We start from the raw sequence: 16,001 nt of genomic DNA on the forward strand, positions 1-16,001 counted from the left end.
GTCGGCCGTGGCTCAGAGCCAGCCGTCCGGAAACGGATCCGTGCGATGTCGGGAACGGCCCCTCATGTGGGACACCGGCCGGCCGGTTCAAGCGTCCACGGCGCGGTCACTTCTCCTCGGCGTCGCTCCAGGACTTCTCGACGTCCTCGCCGGCCCGGCGGATCGGCGTGCGGCCGCCGGGATCGACCCGGTTGGCGGTGCCGTCGCCGGGACCCTGCTGCGCGCTCTCCGGACGCTCGCGCCCGCCGCCGAGCAGGTCCTCGGCCGGCTTGGAGCTGGTCGCGGCGGTGTCGTCGTCGTTGGCGGACGGCGGCCGCGTCCCGCCGGGCTCGGCGGGGCGGGCCAGCGCGTCGCCGGGCGGGGTCGCGTGCTGCTCGCCCACGCCCTTCTCGGCCGGGCTGTAGGAGCGGCCGTTGCCGTGGGTGTCCTCGGGCGCGGCGCGCTCGACCGGCGCCTGCTGCGCCTCCAGCTGCCCCTGGCTCTGCGCCAGCGCCGGGACGGACGCGGTCAGCACCAGGGCGCCGGCCAGAATCGCGGTCTTGGTCATGGGTGTCTCCGATCGGGTGGCGTTGGCGAGCCGAAGCGGCAACGCCGCCGGCCCGCGACGGGCCGGCGGTCCGGGCGGGCGGCCGTCAGGCGGCCTTGGCGGCCTTCTTATTGATGTCGCCGCAGGCCAGCTTGTTGAGGCGCTCGTCGGTGGCCTTCTCCTCCTTGAGCGTCTCCTCGAGGAGCTGCGCCACCTCCTTCTCGCCCAGCGCCTGGGCGTAAGCCTGGAGGGTGCCGTAGCTGGCGATCTCGTAGTGCTCCACCTTCTGGGCGGCGGCGATCAGCGCGGCGTCGAGGACGTCGGGCTCCAGCCCCTCCTCCATGATGTCCTTGGCCTCTTCCACCAGGCCCTGCATGGCGTGGCACAGCTTGCCGCGGGCGCGGGTGTCGAGCTTCTCGAAGACCTGCTCCAGGCGCTCGATCTGGCCCTGGGTCTCCTCCAGGTGCTCCTTGAACGCGGTCTTCAGGTCCTCGCTGCTGGCGGCGCGCGCCATCTTCGGCAGCGCCTTGGTGAGCTGCTTCTCGGCGTTGTAGACGTCGCGCAGCTCCTCGATGAGCAGTTCGCGCATGGATTTCTTGGCAGCCATCGGTTGCTCCTCACGTGGCGAAATGGGGACTCGTTCACGGCCAGCGGGCCGTCGGCGGAGGCAATAACAGGGGGGCCGGGCAGATGATCCCGCGCGCCTGCACCGATCGGACAGGCGCGACATTCTCCGGATCATCCTGTTGCCGCGACGTTGGCGATCCTTGCGTCCGCCATCCGCGTCCGCACCAACAGGGCTTTCCCCATGACGTCCCATTCCGATCCGACCGGCCCCGGCAGAGGACCGGACCTCCACCGCCGCGGCTTCCTCGGCGCCACCGCCTCCGGCGCGGCACTGCCGCTGGTCGGCGGCCTCGCCGGCGCCGCCGCGGCGCCGGCCGCCGCCGCCGATCCCCGCGCACCGCTGCCGGTGGTCCTGCGCGTCAACGGCCAGGACCACCGGCTGGCGCTCGACGCCCGCACCTCGCTGCTCGACGCCCTGCGCGACCACATCGGCCTGACCGGCGCCAAGAAGGGCTGCGACCACGGCCAGTGCGGCGCCTGCACGGTGCTGGTCGGCGGCCGCCGGGTGCTCTCCTGCATGAGCTTCGCGGCGATGAACGAGGGCCGGCCGATCACCACCATCGAAGGGCTGGCCGCCGCCGACGGCGCCCTGCACCCGATGCAGCAGGCCTTCGTCGACCACGACGCCTTCCAGTGCGGCTACTGCACCCCCGGCCAGATCCTCTCGGCCGTCGGCTGCGTCAACGAGGGGCACGCCGACAGCGACGATGCCATCCGCGAGTACATGAGCGGCAACCTCTGCCGCTGCGCCGCCTATCCCAACATCGTCGCCGCGGTCCGCCAGGCGAAGGCGAAGATGCAGGAGGCCTGAGATGCGCCCCTTCCTCTACGAACGCGCCGACCGCCCGGAGCGGGCGGTGCAGGCGGCGGCCGGCGGCGGCGCCGTCCCGGCGGTGCGGGCGCCGGCCCACTTCATCGCCGGCGGCACCACCATGACCGACCTGATGAAGCTGGACGTCCTGCGGCCCGAGCGGCTGGTCGACGTGAACGCCCTGGAGCGCGGCGACGCCGGGCGGATCGCCGCCTCGGCCGACGGGCTGCGCTTCGGCGCCCTGGTGCGCATGGCCGAGGCGGCGGCCCACCCCGCGGTGCGCCGCGACTATCCCGTCATCGCCGACGCGCTCACGCTCGCCGCCAGCCAGCAGATCCGCAACATGGCGAGCCTCGCCGGCAACCTGCTGCAGCGCACCCGCTGCGAATATTTCCGGGAGACGAGCTGGCCCTGCAACAAGCGGGAGCCCGGCTCCGGCTGCGGCGCCATGGAGGGCGTCAACCGCCAGCACGCCGTGCTCGGCACCAGCGACGCCTGCATCGCCACCTATCCCGGCGACCTCGCCCAGGCGCTGATCGCCCTCGACGCGGCGGTCGAGACGCTCGGCCCCGACGGCGCGCGCACCCTGCGCCTGGCCGAGCTGCACCGGCCGCCCGGGCGCACGCCGGAGGTCGAGACGGTGCTGCGGCCGGGCGAGCTGATCACCGCCGTCACCGTGCCGGCCGGCCCGTGGACCCGGCGGTCGCGCTACGTCAAGGTGCGCGACCGCGACTCCTACGCCTTCGCCCTGGCCTCGGCGGCGGTGGCGCTCGACCTCGACGGCGACACCGTGCGCGAGGCGCGGATCGCCTTGGGCGGCATCGCCACCGTGCCGTGGCGCGCCCACGCCGCCGAGGCGGCGCTGCGCGGCCGGCGCCTCGACGAGGCGAGTGCCGCGGCGGCGGCCGAGACGGCCCTGGAGGGGGCCCGCCCGCGCGAGCACAACGCCTTCAAGGTGCCGCTCGCCAAGCGGACCCTGGTGCGCGCGCTGATGGAAACCAAGGGGATGGAGGCCTGAGATGACCGACCAGAACGCCGCCGCTCCGGCCCCGAAGCGCAACATGGGCGCGCCGGTGCCGCGCATCGACGCCCGCCTCAAGGTCACCGGCGCGGCGCGCTACCCCGCCGACCATCCCGTCGCCAACCTCGCCCACGGCGTGCTGGTGACCAGCGCCGTCGCCCGCGGCCGCATCACCCGCATCGACGTCGCCGACGCCGCGGCCGTGCCCGGCGTCATCGAGGTGCTGACCCACGAGAACGTCCGCGGCCTGAAGCCGCTGGAGTTCGGCCTCAACGGCGCCACCTCCATCGCCCCGTTGCAGGACGCGCGGATCTGGCACGACGGCCAGATCATCGCGCTGGTGCTGGCGGAGACTTACGAGGCGGCGCGCGAGGCGGCCTACCGGGTCCGGGCCGAGTGCACGGTCGAGCGGCCGAGCGCCACCTTCGACTCGCCCGGCACCGAGACCGTGCGGGCCAGCGAGGCGGCGCCGCGGCACAAGGAGGACCCCGCCGTCGGCGACGCCGAGGCGGCGCTGGCCGCCGCCCCGGTGACCATCGACGTGGCGTACTCGACGCCGATCCAGCACCACAACCCGATCGAGCTGTTCTCCACCACCTGCGAATGGACCGGCGACCAGCTCACGGTCTACGAGCCGAGCCAGTTCGTCTACGGCTTCCGCCACGCGGTCGCCCAGCAGCTCGGCATCGCCGACGACCAGGTGCGGGTGGTCAGCCGCTTCGTCGGCGGCGGCTTCGGCTCCAAGGGGCCGATGACGCCGCGCACCGGGCTGGTCGCCCTGGCGGCGCGGCGCATCCGCCGCCCGGTGCGCTGCGTGGTGACCCGCGGCCAGGGCTTCACCACCACCACCTACCGCGCCGAGACACGCCACCGCATCCGCATGGGCGCCACCCCGGACGGCCGCATCACCGCCTTCAGCCACGAGGGCCAGGAGGTCACCTCGCGCCCCGACCCCTACGTGGTGGCCGGCACCGAGACGACGACCCGCCTCTACGGCTACGGCACGGTCGCCTCGCGGGTGGACATGGTCAAGGCCGACCGCAACACGCCGGGCTACATGCGCTCGCCGCCCGAGACGCCCTACGTCTACGCGCTGGAAAGCGCCATGAACGAGCTGGCGGCGGCGCTGGACATGGACCCGGTGGAGCTGCGCCGCGTCAACGACACCATGCGCGAGCCGATCCACGGCCGGCCCTACACCAGCCGCTCCCTGATGCAGTGCTTCGACGAGGCGGCGGCGGCCTTCGGCTGGGCCGAGCGCTCGCCGCAGCCGGGCTCGATGCGCGACGGCGACTGGTTGATCGGCATGGGCTGCGCCACCGCCTGCTACCCCACCCACACCGCCGCCGCCGCGGCGCGGGTGCGGCTGACCCCCGACGGCACCGCCCGGGTGGAGAGCGCCGCCCACGACCTCGGCACCGGCGCCTACACCGTGATCGCGCAGATCGCGGCGGAGCGGCTGGGCCTGCCGGTGGAGGCCGTCGACGTGGCGCTGGGCGACACGGCGCTGCCGCCGGCCCCCGTCGCCGGCGGCTCCAACACCACGGCCAGCCTGTGCTCGACGGTGATGGCGGCGTGCGACGCCGTGCGCGCCAAGCTGTTCCGCGCCGCCGCGGCCGGCGGCGGCCCGCTCGCCGGCCGCGCGCCGGACGGGCTCGACCTCGCCGACGGCGCCGTGGTCGCCGCGGACGGCGCGCGGATGGCGCTGGGCGACGTGTTCGCCGCCATGGGCGCGGCGGCGCTCGAGGAGTACGTCGAGTGGTCGCCGCCGGGCGCCGGGCCGGACGCGGTGCGCAAGCTCTACCAGGGCCAGCCCACCTTCCGCGGCGGCACGTCCGGCGACCGCATGATGATGGCCTTCGGCGCCGAGTTCGTCGAGGTGCGGGTGCACGCGCTGACCCGCGAGATCCGCGTGCCGCGCATCGTCGGCGCCTTCGCCGGCGGGCGCATCATGAACACCCGGACGGCGCGCAGCCAGCTCATGGGCGGCATGATCTGGGGCATCGGCTCGGCCCTGCACGAGAAGACCGAGATCGACCGGCGCGCCGCCCGCTACGTCAACCGCGACCTCGCCGAGTACCTGGTGCCGGTGAACGCCGACATCCGCCAACTCGAGGTGATCCTCGTGCCGGAGGAGGACCGCGAGGTCAACCCCGCCGGCGTCAAGGGCCTGGGCGAGCTCGGCAACGTCGGCACCGCGGCGGCCATCGCCGCCGCGGTCCACCACGCCACCGGCCATTGGGTGCGCGACCTGCCGATCCGCCTGGACGAGCTGCTGGCGGTGTGACGGCGCCGAGCGCGTTGGCGCAGGGTCCGCCCCCGACCCTCCCCCGCTTCGGGAGGGGAGGGCTTCAAGAGCCCCCTCCCCCGCGAAGCGGGGGAGGGTCGGGGTAGGCGTCCGCCTCCACCGCCGGCAGGACGATGCGCACCGTGGTTCCGGCCCCGGGCGCGCTGGTCACGGCGACGCGGCCGCCCCAGTCGGCGACGGTGCCGTGCACCATCGGCAGGCCGAGGCCCGTCCCCTTGCCGACCGCCTTGGTGGTGAAGAAGGGGTCGAAGATGCGCTCCAGCGTCGCCGCGTCCATGCCGCTGCCCTGGTCGGCGACGGCGAGCACCGCATAGCGGCCTTCCGGGAACACGCGGTCGCCCTCGGCCAGCGGCGGACAGTGTTCGGCGGCGAGGCTGATCGTCACCGCGCCGCCCTGCGCCATGGCGTCGACGGCGTTGCGCACGAGGTTGATCAGCACCTGGACCAGTTGCGTCTCGTCGGCGCGGACCACCACGTCGTCCGCGGCGATCCGCCAGTGGACGGCGACGCCGTGCCGGGCCAGCAGGTCGACGATGCCGACGGCGCCGCGCACCGCCGCGGCCAGCGCCAGCGGCGCCGCGGTGGCGTGGTCGGCGCGGCTGAAGCGCAGCACCTGCGCGGTGATGCCGTGCGCCCGCTGCGCCGCCTCGATGACGCGGGCGAGGTTGCGGTGGGCGGGGCCGTCCGCCGGCACCTCGTCCATCGCCAGCTCGGTCAGCCCCAGGATCGGCTGCAGCATGTTGTTGATCTCGTGGGCCATGCCGCCGGCCAGGCAGCTCAGCGCCTCGAGCTTCTGCGCCTTGCGGATGCGACCCTCCAGTTCGGCGCGCATCTCCGCGGCGGCGCGCCGTTCCTCGGCCAGGCGGAGCTCCGCCTCGCGGTGGCAGAGCGCCATGGCGGCGGCCTCGCTCTCGCGCCGGGCGAGGCGGACGGCGCCGAGCAGGTCGACCACCGCGGTGGCGAGGTTGCCCGGCTCCTCGGCCGCCGCCCGTTCGGCGCAGGCGGTGATCTGCTCGACCCGGCCGTAGAGCGGCGCGGCTGCCTCGCCGCGGGTCAGCAGGGTCTGGATCAGCCGCTGGCGCAGCCGGTTCAGCATGCTCAGCCGGTTCTGCCGGGCCAGCCCGAAATAGGTGCGGTAGCTGGCGTAGTGGACCGGGAAGCGGCTGACGTAGTCGTCGCCGAACCCCTCGCCGTCGCCGAACCGGAAGAAGAAGAGCGCCGACAGCGTCTGGTTGACGTTGATCCCCAGCAGCTCGCCGAAGGTCGAGAAGCCCGCCACCGGCAGGCCGTCGAACATGGACATGGAGGCGAGCCGGGCGCGGTTGTTGAGGCGCCGCAGGGCGCAGTCGTTGAGGATGCCGGCGACCGGCGGCGGCTTGCCGGCGAGGAAGGCGGCGACGTCGGCCGCGGTCTGGGCGACGAAGTCGGTGGCCTCGACGAGGAACAGCTCGTCGCCGGGATTGACGTCGCAGAAGAAGGAGACCGTGCCGTCGCCGCCGATGCGCGCGACCGAGCGCACGAACAGCTCGCCGTTCAGCTCGATGGCGAAGGTGCGGTCGACGAGTTCGGCCTCCAGGGCGCCGGGGGCGCAGCCCAGGCTGCGGCACAGGGCGTCGACGAAGCCCGTCACCTCCATGGTGTCGGGGTCGATGACGCTGTTCACCGTGCGCCGCACCGGGTCGGCGTCGAGGATGGTGAAGGAGACGCCCGACTTGCGGAAGTTCTGCGATTTCAGCACCCCATAGCGGATGCCCGCGGCCAGCTTCACGAAGACGATGACGGCGTGGTTCTGGAGGATCTGCCGGCCGTCGAAGATCCAGGTGCCGGTGAAGTCGAGCGTGCCCCCCGCCGAGCCGCCGACGAACAGGACCGGGAACCGGCCGGTGCCGTAGACGGCCTCCATGAAATGGTTCTCGCTGGCCGACAGGCCGTCGACGAAGGCGAGCGCCACCGTGTCGTGGCAGTCGAGCGCGAACGGCGGTGCGACGGCGGCCAAGTCGTCGGCGATGGCGGCGATCCGCTGGTCGTGGGTCAGCCGCACGGTGCCGGCGCGGATGTCTTCGCTGTGCAGCGGCACGGCGTGCACGCTGACGTCGCGGAACAGCCCGTCGCCGAAGGACTGGAGCACCACCGTGTCCCACGGCCCGTCGGCGGCGGCGTAGAGGCCGCCGGCGCGCCCCGGGCACAGCTCGCCGGCGGTCGAGACCAGCACCAGCGGCGTCCCGGCGGGCAGGCCGTCGCGCACGGCCCGCGCCACGTCGGCGGCATCGAGGTGCGGCGACGCGTAGCCGAGGACGAGGCGCGGTGCGCGGCCGCCGACGGCCAGCTCGGCCAGCCGGTCGCGGCCGTCCGGGCCGGCGAGCGCGGCGAACGGCAGGGCCAGCGTGGCGACCGCCGGCTCCGGGGGCTGCAGCGAGTCGGGCATGACGGCACTCCCAGGGTGGCGGTCAGCGGCGGCCGGAATCGCGCCGGAACAGGTCCTGCCAGCCGAACCGCAGCATGTGCTGCGGGATCTCCTCGACCCGGCCGATCCGGTCGCCGGCGATGAAGGTCACCCCGGCGCCGCGCGCCGCCAGCGCCAGGCTGGTCGAGGCGATGCCGACCACGCAGGTGCGCAGGTGCGCCCGCTCGGCGGCGGTGACGAAGCCGTTGAGGTCCTCCATCGTGCGCGACTCGGCGGTGCGGTCCGACGGCACGACGGCGGTGACGCCGGTCAGGCCGGTGCCGGCCAAGGTGGCGAAGCTGGCCTGCTTCAGGTCGACCCGCAGGAAGATCCAGCGGCAGAACGGCCGCATCTCGTTCACCAGCTCGGTCATGCGGCCGTTCGGGACCCCCGCCGGGAAGCGCAGGAACTCGAAGGTGATGAAGGGGCGCAGGTAGTCGGGAATGGACTGGCACAGCGCCAGGTAGTCCTGCCGGGTGCGGCGGGCCGCCAGCGTCTCGAAGCAGACGGGGACCGAGACCATCAGCCGGAATTTGTTGCGGAACAGCTCGTCCAGCGTCTCCGCGGTGTCGATCAGGGCGTCGGCGTTGAGCCGCGCCAGGCGCTGCGGATCGTCGATGGCGGCCAGGGCCGCCGCCCCCTCCAGCGCGGAACCGTCGGGGAAATGGCGCACGGGCGTGCACATGTAGGTCGAGATGACCTGGCGCTCGACGTCCCACACCGGACGGAACATGGTGTCGACGCGGTCGACGTCCCGCCCGGCCAGCCGCAACACGCGCGGCCGGCCTTCCGGATCGTCCGGCCGGTCGGCGCCGGCCTCGGCGGGACTCGCGTCGGCGTCCGGCTCCGCGGCGGCGGGATCGGCGGCGCGCCGCCCCGCCGCGGCCAGAAGGTCGGCCACCGAGGCGGTCTCGTAGAGCGTGCTGCCGTCGACCGTGCCGACGGCGGTGGCGACCCGCACCTCGGCCAGGTCGGGATCGCCGACGAACAGGCGGTGCAGCTCCTCGGCGATCTTGGCGCACACCAGCCGCGCCGCCTCCCGGTCGAGGGTGGCGAAGACGACGATGTACTCGCCGTCGCCGGCCCGGAACTGCACGTCGCGTGGGTCGAGGTGGCGGGCGATGATGCGGTCGGCCGCGGTATGGACGCGCGCGCGCTGCGCCGGCCAGGCGGGGCCGAGATGCTCCCGGACCCGGTCGAGGTTGATCATGTGGACACGGCCGGTGGACAGCAGCTGCGGCTGGCTCAGCAGTTCCTTGAGGCGGCGCTGGACCGAGCGCAGGCGTTCCGCCCCGTCCGTTTCCGGGGCGGCCGGCGGCACGGCGTGGGGCTGCGGCCGTGGCGGAGCGGAAGGCGGCGCGTCGGCGGCGAACCAGGTGCGCAGCTTCTCACCGATGGACGATGATGCGTTCATGTCTCCTCCCCCGCACGGCGTCGCTCAGGCGCCGCCCGTGGCGGCGGTGGTGCGGCCCAGCCCGCCGGGCAGGCACTGCGCCACGACATCGAGGATCTGGCTGCGCGAGAACGGCTTGCCGAGCACGTGGTCGGCCCCCATCTGCCCCGCCACCTTCAACAGTTCCAGGGCATGGCTGCGGCCGCCCCCGGAGATGGCGATGATCTTCACCGCCGGTGCGATCCGGCGGATGTCCATGATGGTGGCGATCCCGTCGGCGCGCGGCATGATGAGATCGCAGATCACGACGTCCACGTGGTTGGCCCGGAACAGGCGCAGGCCTTCCTCGCCGTCCTGTGCCTCGATCACAGTGATCCCACACTTCTCGAGGAACTGGCGCAAGACCAACCTCACCATTTCCTCGTCATCGATCACGAGCGCAGAGGTCATATCACTCTCCTTGGCTCGTTATACTTATTTATCCCTCAACGAACAGCCTAAGGATCGGCGATTACCGAAGCGTTAAGAGCGCAGTTTGGTTGTGTCAATTGGGGAACAAAACAATATAATAACTGCTGGACGACTTTTTTTGACTCCCGGGCGCATCATTCGTATCCGGCGAACGGGGCGGGACGGCCGGCGCACCGGACCGCGCGACGCTCCGGCCGGCCGGCTGTTGTCACCGGCACAACGAAGGAGATTCGCCATGACCCGCGGCATGGGCGGGCATTCGCCCGCCAACCTGACCCATCACCTGAAGGGAATCGACTTCCCCGCCGAAAAGCCGGATCTCGTCCGCCACGCCCGTGCCCAAGGCGCCGACGACGAGGTGATCGGGGCCATCGAGGCGATGCCCGACGGCCGCTACGGCTCCATGGCCGACGTCATGAAGGGCTTCGGCAAAAGCCACTGAACGGGCGATGCGGCAAACCGGGAACGGGCACGCTCCGGCGCCGCCGACGGCGCTCACGCCGGGTGCGGTCCGTCCTCGACCCGTTCCAGGAAGGTCGCCCAGTCGTCGCGGAGGCGGTCACGGGTGAGCCGGGCCTGCTCGCGCACGCGCTGGGCGCCGGCCGACGCCGTCCGGTGGCGCTGGTCGGCGTTCTGGAAGCGCAGGCGCAAGGCCTCCGAACGCGCCAGCAGATCGTCGATCTCGCCCATTCCGCCCTCCTTCCTATCCTCCCGGCATCCGTCGTCATCGTACGGCCGGGCGACGGAATGTGGGAGAACTAGTTTCGAGAAGCTACCATAAACCGTTGCGAATCGCTACCGTTGTGGCGTTCCGGGAACACCGGGGCGGCCGCGCCGGTTGTCGCTGCGCCAGGATGGGAGGCGACGATGCGGTGGCAGGGCGGACGGCGCAGCGGCAACGTGGAGGATCGGCGCGGCGGCGGCGGGTTCCGCCAGGCCGGGTTTCCCGGCGGGGGCATCCGGCTGGGACGCGGCGGCCTCGGCATCGGCGGCGTGGTGGCGCTCCTGCTGCTCGGCTACGTGCTGGGGATCGATCCCCTGGTGCTGCTGGGGGGCGGCGAGCCGTCCGGCGGCGGCTACACCCGGTCGGCGCAGCGTTCGGCCGCCGACGACGAGCTGGCCGACTTCGTCTCGGTGGTGCTGGCCGACACCGAGGACACCTGGAACGCCCAGTTCGAGCGCATGGGGCGCGACTACGAGGAGCCGCGGCTGGTGCTGTTCTCGGGCGTGGTGGACAGCGCCTGCGGCACCGCCCAGGCGGCCATGGGGCCGTTCTACTGCCCGCTCGACCGGCAGGTGTACATCGACCTCTCGTTCTACCGGGACCTGCGCGAGCGGTTCGACGCCCCCGGCGATTTCGCCCAGGCCTACGTCATCGCCCACGAGGTGGGGCACCACGTGCAGACCCTGCTGGGCACCTCCGAGCGGGTCCGCGAGGCCCAGGCCGGGCGGCCGCAGGCGGACGCCAACGCCCTGTCGGTCCGCCAGGAGCTGCAGGCCGACTGCTACGCCGGCCTGTGGGCGAACCACGCCCAGCGCCAGCGGCAGATCCTCGAGCCCGGCGACGTCGAGGAGGCGCTGACCGCCGCCAGCGCCATCGGCGACGACCGGCTGCAGCGCCAGGCGCAGGGCCGCGTCACCCCCGACAGCTTCACCCACGGCACCTCGGAGCAGCGGGTGCGCTGGTTCCGCCGCGGCTTCGAGGCGGGCACCCTGGACGCCTGCGACAGCTTCGCCGCCGACCGGCTCTAGTTCAGGCGCCGACCGGCTCTGGCTCAGGCGCGGACCAGCGCCACGCCGGCCGCCTCCAGGCGCTCGCGCAGGGGGGCCGGCGGGGCCCCGTCGCTGACGATGGCGGAGAAGGCCGACGGCGGGGCCAGACGGACGACGGCGGTGCGGCTGAACTTCGCGGCGTCGCCGACCGCCACGCCGCGCCGCGCCGCCGCCAGGATCGCCTGCTTCACCGCCACCTTCTGCATGTCGAAGTCCATCAGCGCCCCGTCCTCGTCGAAGCCGGAGAAGCCCAGCACGGCCACGTCGACCCGGAAGCGGGCGACCGCCTGCACCGCGTGGTCGCCGACCAGCGACCCGTCGGCGCCGCGCACCAGCCCGCCGGTCACGAACACCTCGACCCCGGGATCGCCGGCCAGCAGCATCGCCGCCGGCAGGCTGCAGGTGAAGACCCGCAGCCCCGCCCGTCCCCGCAGCGCGCGCGCCACCGCCTCCGCCGTCGTGCCGACGTCGAGGAACACCGAGCCGCCGTCCGGCACCAGCGCCGCCGCGGCGCGGCCGATCCGCTCCTTGGCGTCCGACGCCGCGCGCTGCTTCTGGGCGTAGCCGAGCCGCACCGCCGCCGTCTCGCGCACCCCGGCACCGCCGTGGAAGCGCTGCAGCAGCCGCACCTCGTCGAGACGGATGATGTCGCGCCGGATGCTCTGGGCCGACACGTCGAAGCGCCGGGCCAGGGCGTCGACGGTGGCGAAGCCCTGGGCCGTCACGATCTCCAGGATGCTCCGCTGGCGCGGGGTCAGGGCGCCCAGCACGGACGCCGCATCGCTCGCCGGATCTTCGCTCACGCCTGCCTCCGTGCCGTGGTGCCCGGGGGCGCCCAAGGACGCCCCGTCCATAACTTTACAATCGACGGAAGATATCTTACAGTCCCCTGGCCGCCGGATCAACGGAGCGCCCGTCATGACCGCCCGCCTGCTTCTGTCCTCGGCCCGCAACAGCCTGCATCACGACGGCCGGCGCTTCGACCGCCGGGCGCTCGACTGGGGCGCCGCCGAGGCGGTGCCCGACGACGCCGTGCCGGTGGATGCCGCCGGCGCCGTCCGCTGGGCCTACGCGCAGCCCGGCGTGCCGCGCGTCCCCATCGGCGTCATCGGCCCGCGCGAGGCGACCGCCGCCCAGCTCGCCGCCGCCGAACGGGTCGGCCGGGTGTTGGGGGAATGGGGCGTGCCGGTGGTGTGCGGCGGCCGCGGCGGCGTCATGGAGGCGGTGTGCCGCGGCTGCGCCGAGGCCGGGGGGCTGGCCATCGGCGTGCTGCCCGACGCCCGCTGGTCGACCGCCAACGAGCATGTGGCGATTCCCATCGCCACCGGCCTCGGCGAGGCGCGCAACGCCGTCATCGCCCGGGCGTCCCTCGCTCTTGTCGCCATCGGCGGCAGCTACGGCACCCTGTCGGAGATCGCCTTCGGCCTGCACTTCGGCCGCCCCGTCTTCCTGCTGGAAGGCGCCTACGCGATCCCGGGCGCCGTGCCCTGCGCCGATGCGGAGGAGGCGCTGGCCGGCGTCGCCCGGGCCATCCTGCGGCTGTCCGCGTGATTTGTCCGGGTGTGTCATCATACCATCACGCGACGCCGTTATGATCGTTTCCGGACATCATCGTTAGCGAAAGCCGACACGGCTCCTGGGGGACGGCATGGCCGTCGTGACTCTGCTCTACCTGGTCTATCTCGCCGCCCCGATGGCGCTGCTGCTGCTCGGCTCGTTCGGCGAGAGCTGGACCAACAGCCTGCTCCCCTCCGGCTTCACCGGCCGCTGGTACCTGGAGGTGGCCGAGGACCCGAGCTTCCGGCGCGCCTTCTCCACCAGCCTGCAGGTGGTCGCCTGCACCGCCCTCGCCTGCACGGTGCTGGGGGTTCCGCTGGCCTACGCGATCCACGCCGGCGCCAGCCGCGGCGTGCGGGTGGCGGCGCGGCTGGTGACCCTGATGCCGATCGCCGTGCCGGAGCTGGTGATCGCCTTCGGCTTCATCCTCGTCTTCTCCTCCGACGCCCTGCCGTGGCTCGGCAGCGTCTGGCTGCTGGTGGCGGCGCACGTGGTGGTCACCCTGCCCTACCTGCTGCACACCCTGCTCGCCGACATGGAGCGGCTCGGCCTGGCGGCGATGGAGCAGGCGGCGGATTCCCTGGGGGCGGGCTTCCGCCAGCGCTTCTTCGACATCGTCCTGCCGTCGCTGCGCCACAGCCTGACGGCCGGCCTGATCACGGTGGCCGCCATCTCCATCGGCGAGTTCCAGCTGTCCAACCTGGTCGCCGGCTTCCTCAACCGCACCTACCCGGTGGTCCTGCTCCAGGCCTTCTACGGCGCCACCGGCTTCGCCTGCGCCGCGACGGTGGTGCTGCTGACCCTGGCGGTGGCGACCGCCGCCGCCGGTGCCGTGGCCTCGCGCCTCGCCCGCCGCCGCTAGGAGCCCGCCATGCCCGTCGCGCTGCGCGCCGTCACCTTCCGCTACCCCGACGCCCAGGCCGGAGTCTTCGACCTCGATCTGGAGATCGCCGAGGGCGAGCTGCTGGCGGTCATCGGCCCGTCCGGCTCGGGCAAGAGCACCCTGCTGAAGCTGCTGGCCGGCTTCCTGATCCCGCAGCGGGGCCGCATCCTCATCGACGGGCACGACGTCACCGCGCTGCCGCCGCGGGCGCGCGATCTCGGCGTCGTCTTCCAGTCCTACGCCCTCTTCCCCCACATGACCGCCGGGCAGAACGTCGCCTATCCCCTGAAGGTGCGCGGCGTCGCCGCGGCCGAGCGGCGGCGGCGCGCCGAGGCGGCGCTGGAGCGGGTCGGGCTGGCCGGCTTCGCCGGGCGCCTGCCGGCCACCCTGTCGGGCGGCCAGCAGCAGCGGGTGGCGCTGGCCCGCGCCCTGGTGTTCGAGCCGCGGGCCCTGCTGCTCGACGAGCCGCTGTCGGCGCTCGACGCGTCCTTGCGCGCCGGCATGCGCGACGAGATCGCCCGCGTCCAGCGCGAGGCCGGCATCGCCACCCTGCACGTCACCCACGACCAGGAGGAGGCGCTGTCCATGGGGACCCGCGTCGCCGTGATGCGCGAGGGCCGCATCCTCCAGGTGGCGTCGCCGCGCGACCTCTACGACCGCCCGGCCAGCCGCGCCGTCGCCGCCTTCGTCGGCCACGCCAACCTGTGGGACGGCAGGGTGCGGGCGGACGGGCTGGTCGACACGCCGGTCGGGCCGCTCGCCTGCGCCACCGCCGGCCACCCCGCCGGCGCGCCGGTCACCGTGCTGGTGCGGCCCGAGGACGTGCGCCCGCTGGCGGCCGCCGCCGCCGCCGGGGCCGACGGGGCCGACGCGGTCAACCGCTTCGTCGGCGCGCTGGCCGCCGACCGCTTCCTCGGGCCGATCCGGCGCTACGACCTGCGGGTCGGCGCCGGCCTGGTCAAGGGGGAGACGAGTTTCCGCGGCGCCGTGGCCGGCGTCGCCATCCCGCCGGACGCGGTCCGGCTCCTGCCACCCGACACGGACTGAGGGAGATCTCGTCATGGCCAACTGGTTGCTGCGGGCCGCGCTGGCGGCCGCGATCGCGCTGCCCGCGACCGCCCAGGCGTTCGAGGGACCGGACCTCTACGAGGGCGAAACGGCGCTCTACGAGGCGGCGCAGAAGAAGGGGCTGGTGGTGTCCTTCGACACCGGCCCGACCTGGGCCAACTGGGCGGCCCAGTTCAAGGCCTTCCAGAAGCGCTACCCCGGCGTCGAGATGGTCTACAACGACCTCGGCTCGGCGGCCACGGTGGTGGCGCTGGACAAGGCGCGCAACCGGCCGCAGGCCGACACCGCCTACTATTTCGCCGGCTCCGCGCTGGACGCCGTCGCCAAGGGGGTGGTCGCCGACTTCACGCCGGTGAACTTCGAGCGGCTGCCGCAGGCCTTCCGCCACCCCGACGGCCAGTGGTTCACCATCCACACCCTCAACGTCGCCTTCCTGGTCAACACCAAGCTGGTCAAGGAGGTGCCGCAGAGCTGGGCCGACCTGCTGAAGCCGGAGTACAAGAACACCGTCGTCTACCTCGACCCGCGCTCCACCGGCCAGGGCCAGGTGGTGGTGTTCGCCGCCAACTTCGCCCAGGGCGGCACCATGGACAGCGCCCTGCCCGGCGTCGACTACCTCGCCAAGCTGCACAAGGCCGGCAACGTGCTGCGCGTGGTCGGCACCACGCCCTACGCCCAGTTCCTCAAGGGCGAGATCCCGATCTGGATCGGCTACGAGAACGACGGGCTGAAGGCCAAGCACATCGACGGCATGGGCGACGCCGTGGCGGTCGTCGTGCCCAAGGAGGCCTCGGCCGCCGCCCCCTACGCCATCAGCCTGGTGAAGAACGGGCCGAACCCCAGCGCCGGCAAGCTGTGGCTCAACTACATCATGACCGAGACCGGCCAGGCGACCTTCGCCGAAGGCTTCGTGCGCCCGTCGGTGCCCGGCGTGAAACTGCCGGAGGCGGTCGCCGCCAAGCTTCCCGAGGCGCCGCAGATCCAGCCGGTCGACGTGGTCAAGGCGACGGCCCGCAAGGCCGAGATCGACGCCGCCTGGGCCAAGGCCGTGCTGGGGCAGTAGACGCAGAGGATGAATCGGACCCCCACCCCGCCCTCCGTCGAAGATGGGGGGAGGTCG

General features: G+C 73.4%; 16 protein-coding genes. 9 read left to right on the top strand and 7 right to left on the bottom strand.

The features are described from left to right. Positions 1–106: 106 nt before the first annotated feature. Positions 107–547 carry a hypothetical protein gene (locus tag ACSBPG_RS22925; RefSeq protein ID WP_435539544.1) on the bottom strand — a complete coding sequence of 147 codons (441 nt, stop codon included), beginning with the start codon at positions 545–547 and terminating at the stop codon, positions 107–109. An 85-nt stretch (positions 548–632) separates the two neighbouring features. Beyond that, positions 633–1,133 carry a ferritin-like domain-containing protein gene (locus ACSBPG_RS22930; protein ID WP_435539545.1) on the bottom strand — a complete coding sequence of 167 codons (501 nt, stop codon included), beginning with the start codon at positions 1,131–1,133 and terminating at the stop codon, positions 633–635. Positions 1,134–1,334: 201 nt separating this feature from the next. Between ACSBPG_RS22930 and ACSBPG_RS22935 the strand changes: the two genes are divergently transcribed. From ACSBPG_RS22935 to ACSBPG_RS22945, 3 genes are read left to right on the top strand one after another with little or no spacing between them, the layout of a single operon-like run. After that, positions 1,335–1,964, top strand: coding sequence for a (2Fe-2S)-binding protein (locus ACSBPG_RS22935; protein WP_435539546.1), 630 nt, complete (start codon positions 1,335–1,337; stop codon positions 1,962–1,964). 1 nt (position 1,965) lies between these two features. Further along, entirely contained in the window at positions 1,966–2,982 is a 1,017-nt protein-coding gene (locus ACSBPG_RS22940) for an FAD binding domain-containing protein (RefSeq protein WP_435539547.1), read from the top strand. Between the two features lies 1 nt (position 2,983). Beyond that, positions 2,984–5,272 (top strand): xanthine dehydrogenase family protein molybdopterin-binding subunit, encoded by a 2,289-nt coding sequence (locus tag ACSBPG_RS22945; protein ID WP_435539548.1) that lies wholly within the window; start codon positions 2,984–2,986, stop codon positions 5,270–5,272. 64 nt (positions 5,273–5,336) lie between these two features. Here the strand turns inward: ACSBPG_RS22945 and ACSBPG_RS22950 are convergent, their stop codons facing one another. The 3 genes from ACSBPG_RS22950 to ACSBPG_RS22960 are packed head-to-tail and all read right to left on the bottom strand — an operon-like array spanning position 5,337 to position 9,579. Further along, on the bottom strand, positions 5,337–7,718 hold the full coding sequence (locus ACSBPG_RS22950) for an FIST N-terminal domain-containing protein (RefSeq protein WP_435539549.1): 2,382 nt from the start codon (positions 7,716–7,718) through the stop codon (positions 5,337–5,339). 22 nt (positions 7,719–7,740) lie between these two features. Continuing rightward, complete coding sequence (locus tag ACSBPG_RS22955; RefSeq protein ID WP_435539550.1) at positions 7,741–9,150, bottom strand: hypothetical protein; 1,410 nt, start codon at positions 9,148–9,150, stop codon at positions 7,741–7,743. A gap of 24 nt (positions 9,151–9,174) precedes the next feature. Continuing rightward, positions 9,175–9,579, bottom strand: coding sequence for a response regulator (locus ACSBPG_RS22960; protein ID WP_435539551.1), 405 nt, complete (start codon positions 9,577–9,579; stop codon positions 9,175–9,177). Between the two features lie 256 nt (positions 9,580–9,835). Between ACSBPG_RS22960 and ACSBPG_RS22965 the strand changes: the two genes are divergently transcribed. Continuing rightward, a complete protein-coding gene (locus tag ACSBPG_RS22965) occupies positions 9,836–10,042 on the top strand; it encodes a DUF2795 domain-containing protein (protein ID WP_435539552.1) in 207 nt (68 codons plus the stop codon). A gap of 53 nt (positions 10,043–10,095) precedes the next feature. Here ACSBPG_RS22965 and ACSBPG_RS22970 read toward each other — a convergent pair whose 3' ends face one another. Further along, a complete protein-coding gene (locus tag ACSBPG_RS22970; RefSeq protein WP_435539553.1) occupies positions 10,096–10,290 on the bottom strand; it encodes a hypothetical protein in 195 nt (64 codons plus the stop codon). 177 nt (positions 10,291–10,467) lie between these two features. Between ACSBPG_RS22970 and ypfJ the strand changes: the two genes are divergently transcribed. Beyond that, positions 10,468–11,352 carry a KPN_02809 family neutral zinc metallopeptidase gene (ypfJ, locus tag ACSBPG_RS22975; RefSeq protein WP_435539554.1) on the top strand — a complete coding sequence of 295 codons (885 nt, stop codon included), beginning with the start codon at positions 10,468–10,470 and terminating at the stop codon, positions 11,350–11,352. 23 nt (positions 11,353–11,375) lie between these two features. Here the strand turns inward: ypfJ and ACSBPG_RS22980 are convergent, their stop codons facing one another. After that, the gene (locus ACSBPG_RS22980) at positions 11,376–12,176 is read right to left on the bottom strand and encodes a DeoR/GlpR family DNA-binding transcription regulator (RefSeq protein ID WP_435539555.1); all 801 of its coding nucleotides are present in this window, start codon (positions 12,174–12,176) and stop codon (positions 11,376–11,378) included. 115 nt (positions 12,177–12,291) lie between these two features. On the opposite strand from ACSBPG_RS22980, the gene ACSBPG_RS22985 reads away from it, so the two are divergent. From ACSBPG_RS22985 to ACSBPG_RS23000, 4 genes are all read left to right on the top strand, one after another. After that, on the top strand, positions 12,292–12,924 hold the full coding sequence (locus tag ACSBPG_RS22985) for a TIGR00725 family protein (protein WP_435539556.1): 633 nt from the start codon (positions 12,292–12,294) through the stop codon (positions 12,922–12,924). A 97-nt stretch (positions 12,925–13,021) separates the two neighbouring features. After that, entirely contained in the window at positions 13,022–13,792 is a 771-nt protein-coding gene (locus tag ACSBPG_RS22990; RefSeq protein WP_435539557.1) for an ABC transporter permease, read from the top strand. 9 nt (positions 13,793–13,801) lie between these two features. After that, the gene (locus tag ACSBPG_RS22995) at positions 13,802–14,860 is read left to right on the top strand and encodes an ABC transporter ATP-binding protein (RefSeq protein WP_435539558.1); all 1,059 of its coding nucleotides are present in this window, start codon (positions 13,802–13,804) and stop codon (positions 14,858–14,860) included. 13 nt (positions 14,861–14,873) lie between these two features. Beyond that, positions 14,874–15,944, top strand: a complete 1,071-nt coding sequence (locus tag ACSBPG_RS23000) for an extracellular solute-binding protein (protein WP_435539559.1) — start codon at positions 14,874–14,876, stop codon at positions 15,942–15,944. Positions 15,945–16,001: the final 57 nt, after the last annotated feature.

Source organism: Azospirillum sp. ST 5-10, assembly GCF_051225715.1.
In the GTDB taxonomy this organism is placed as follows: Bacteria; Pseudomonadota; Alphaproteobacteria; order Azospirillales; family Azospirillaceae; genus Azospirillum.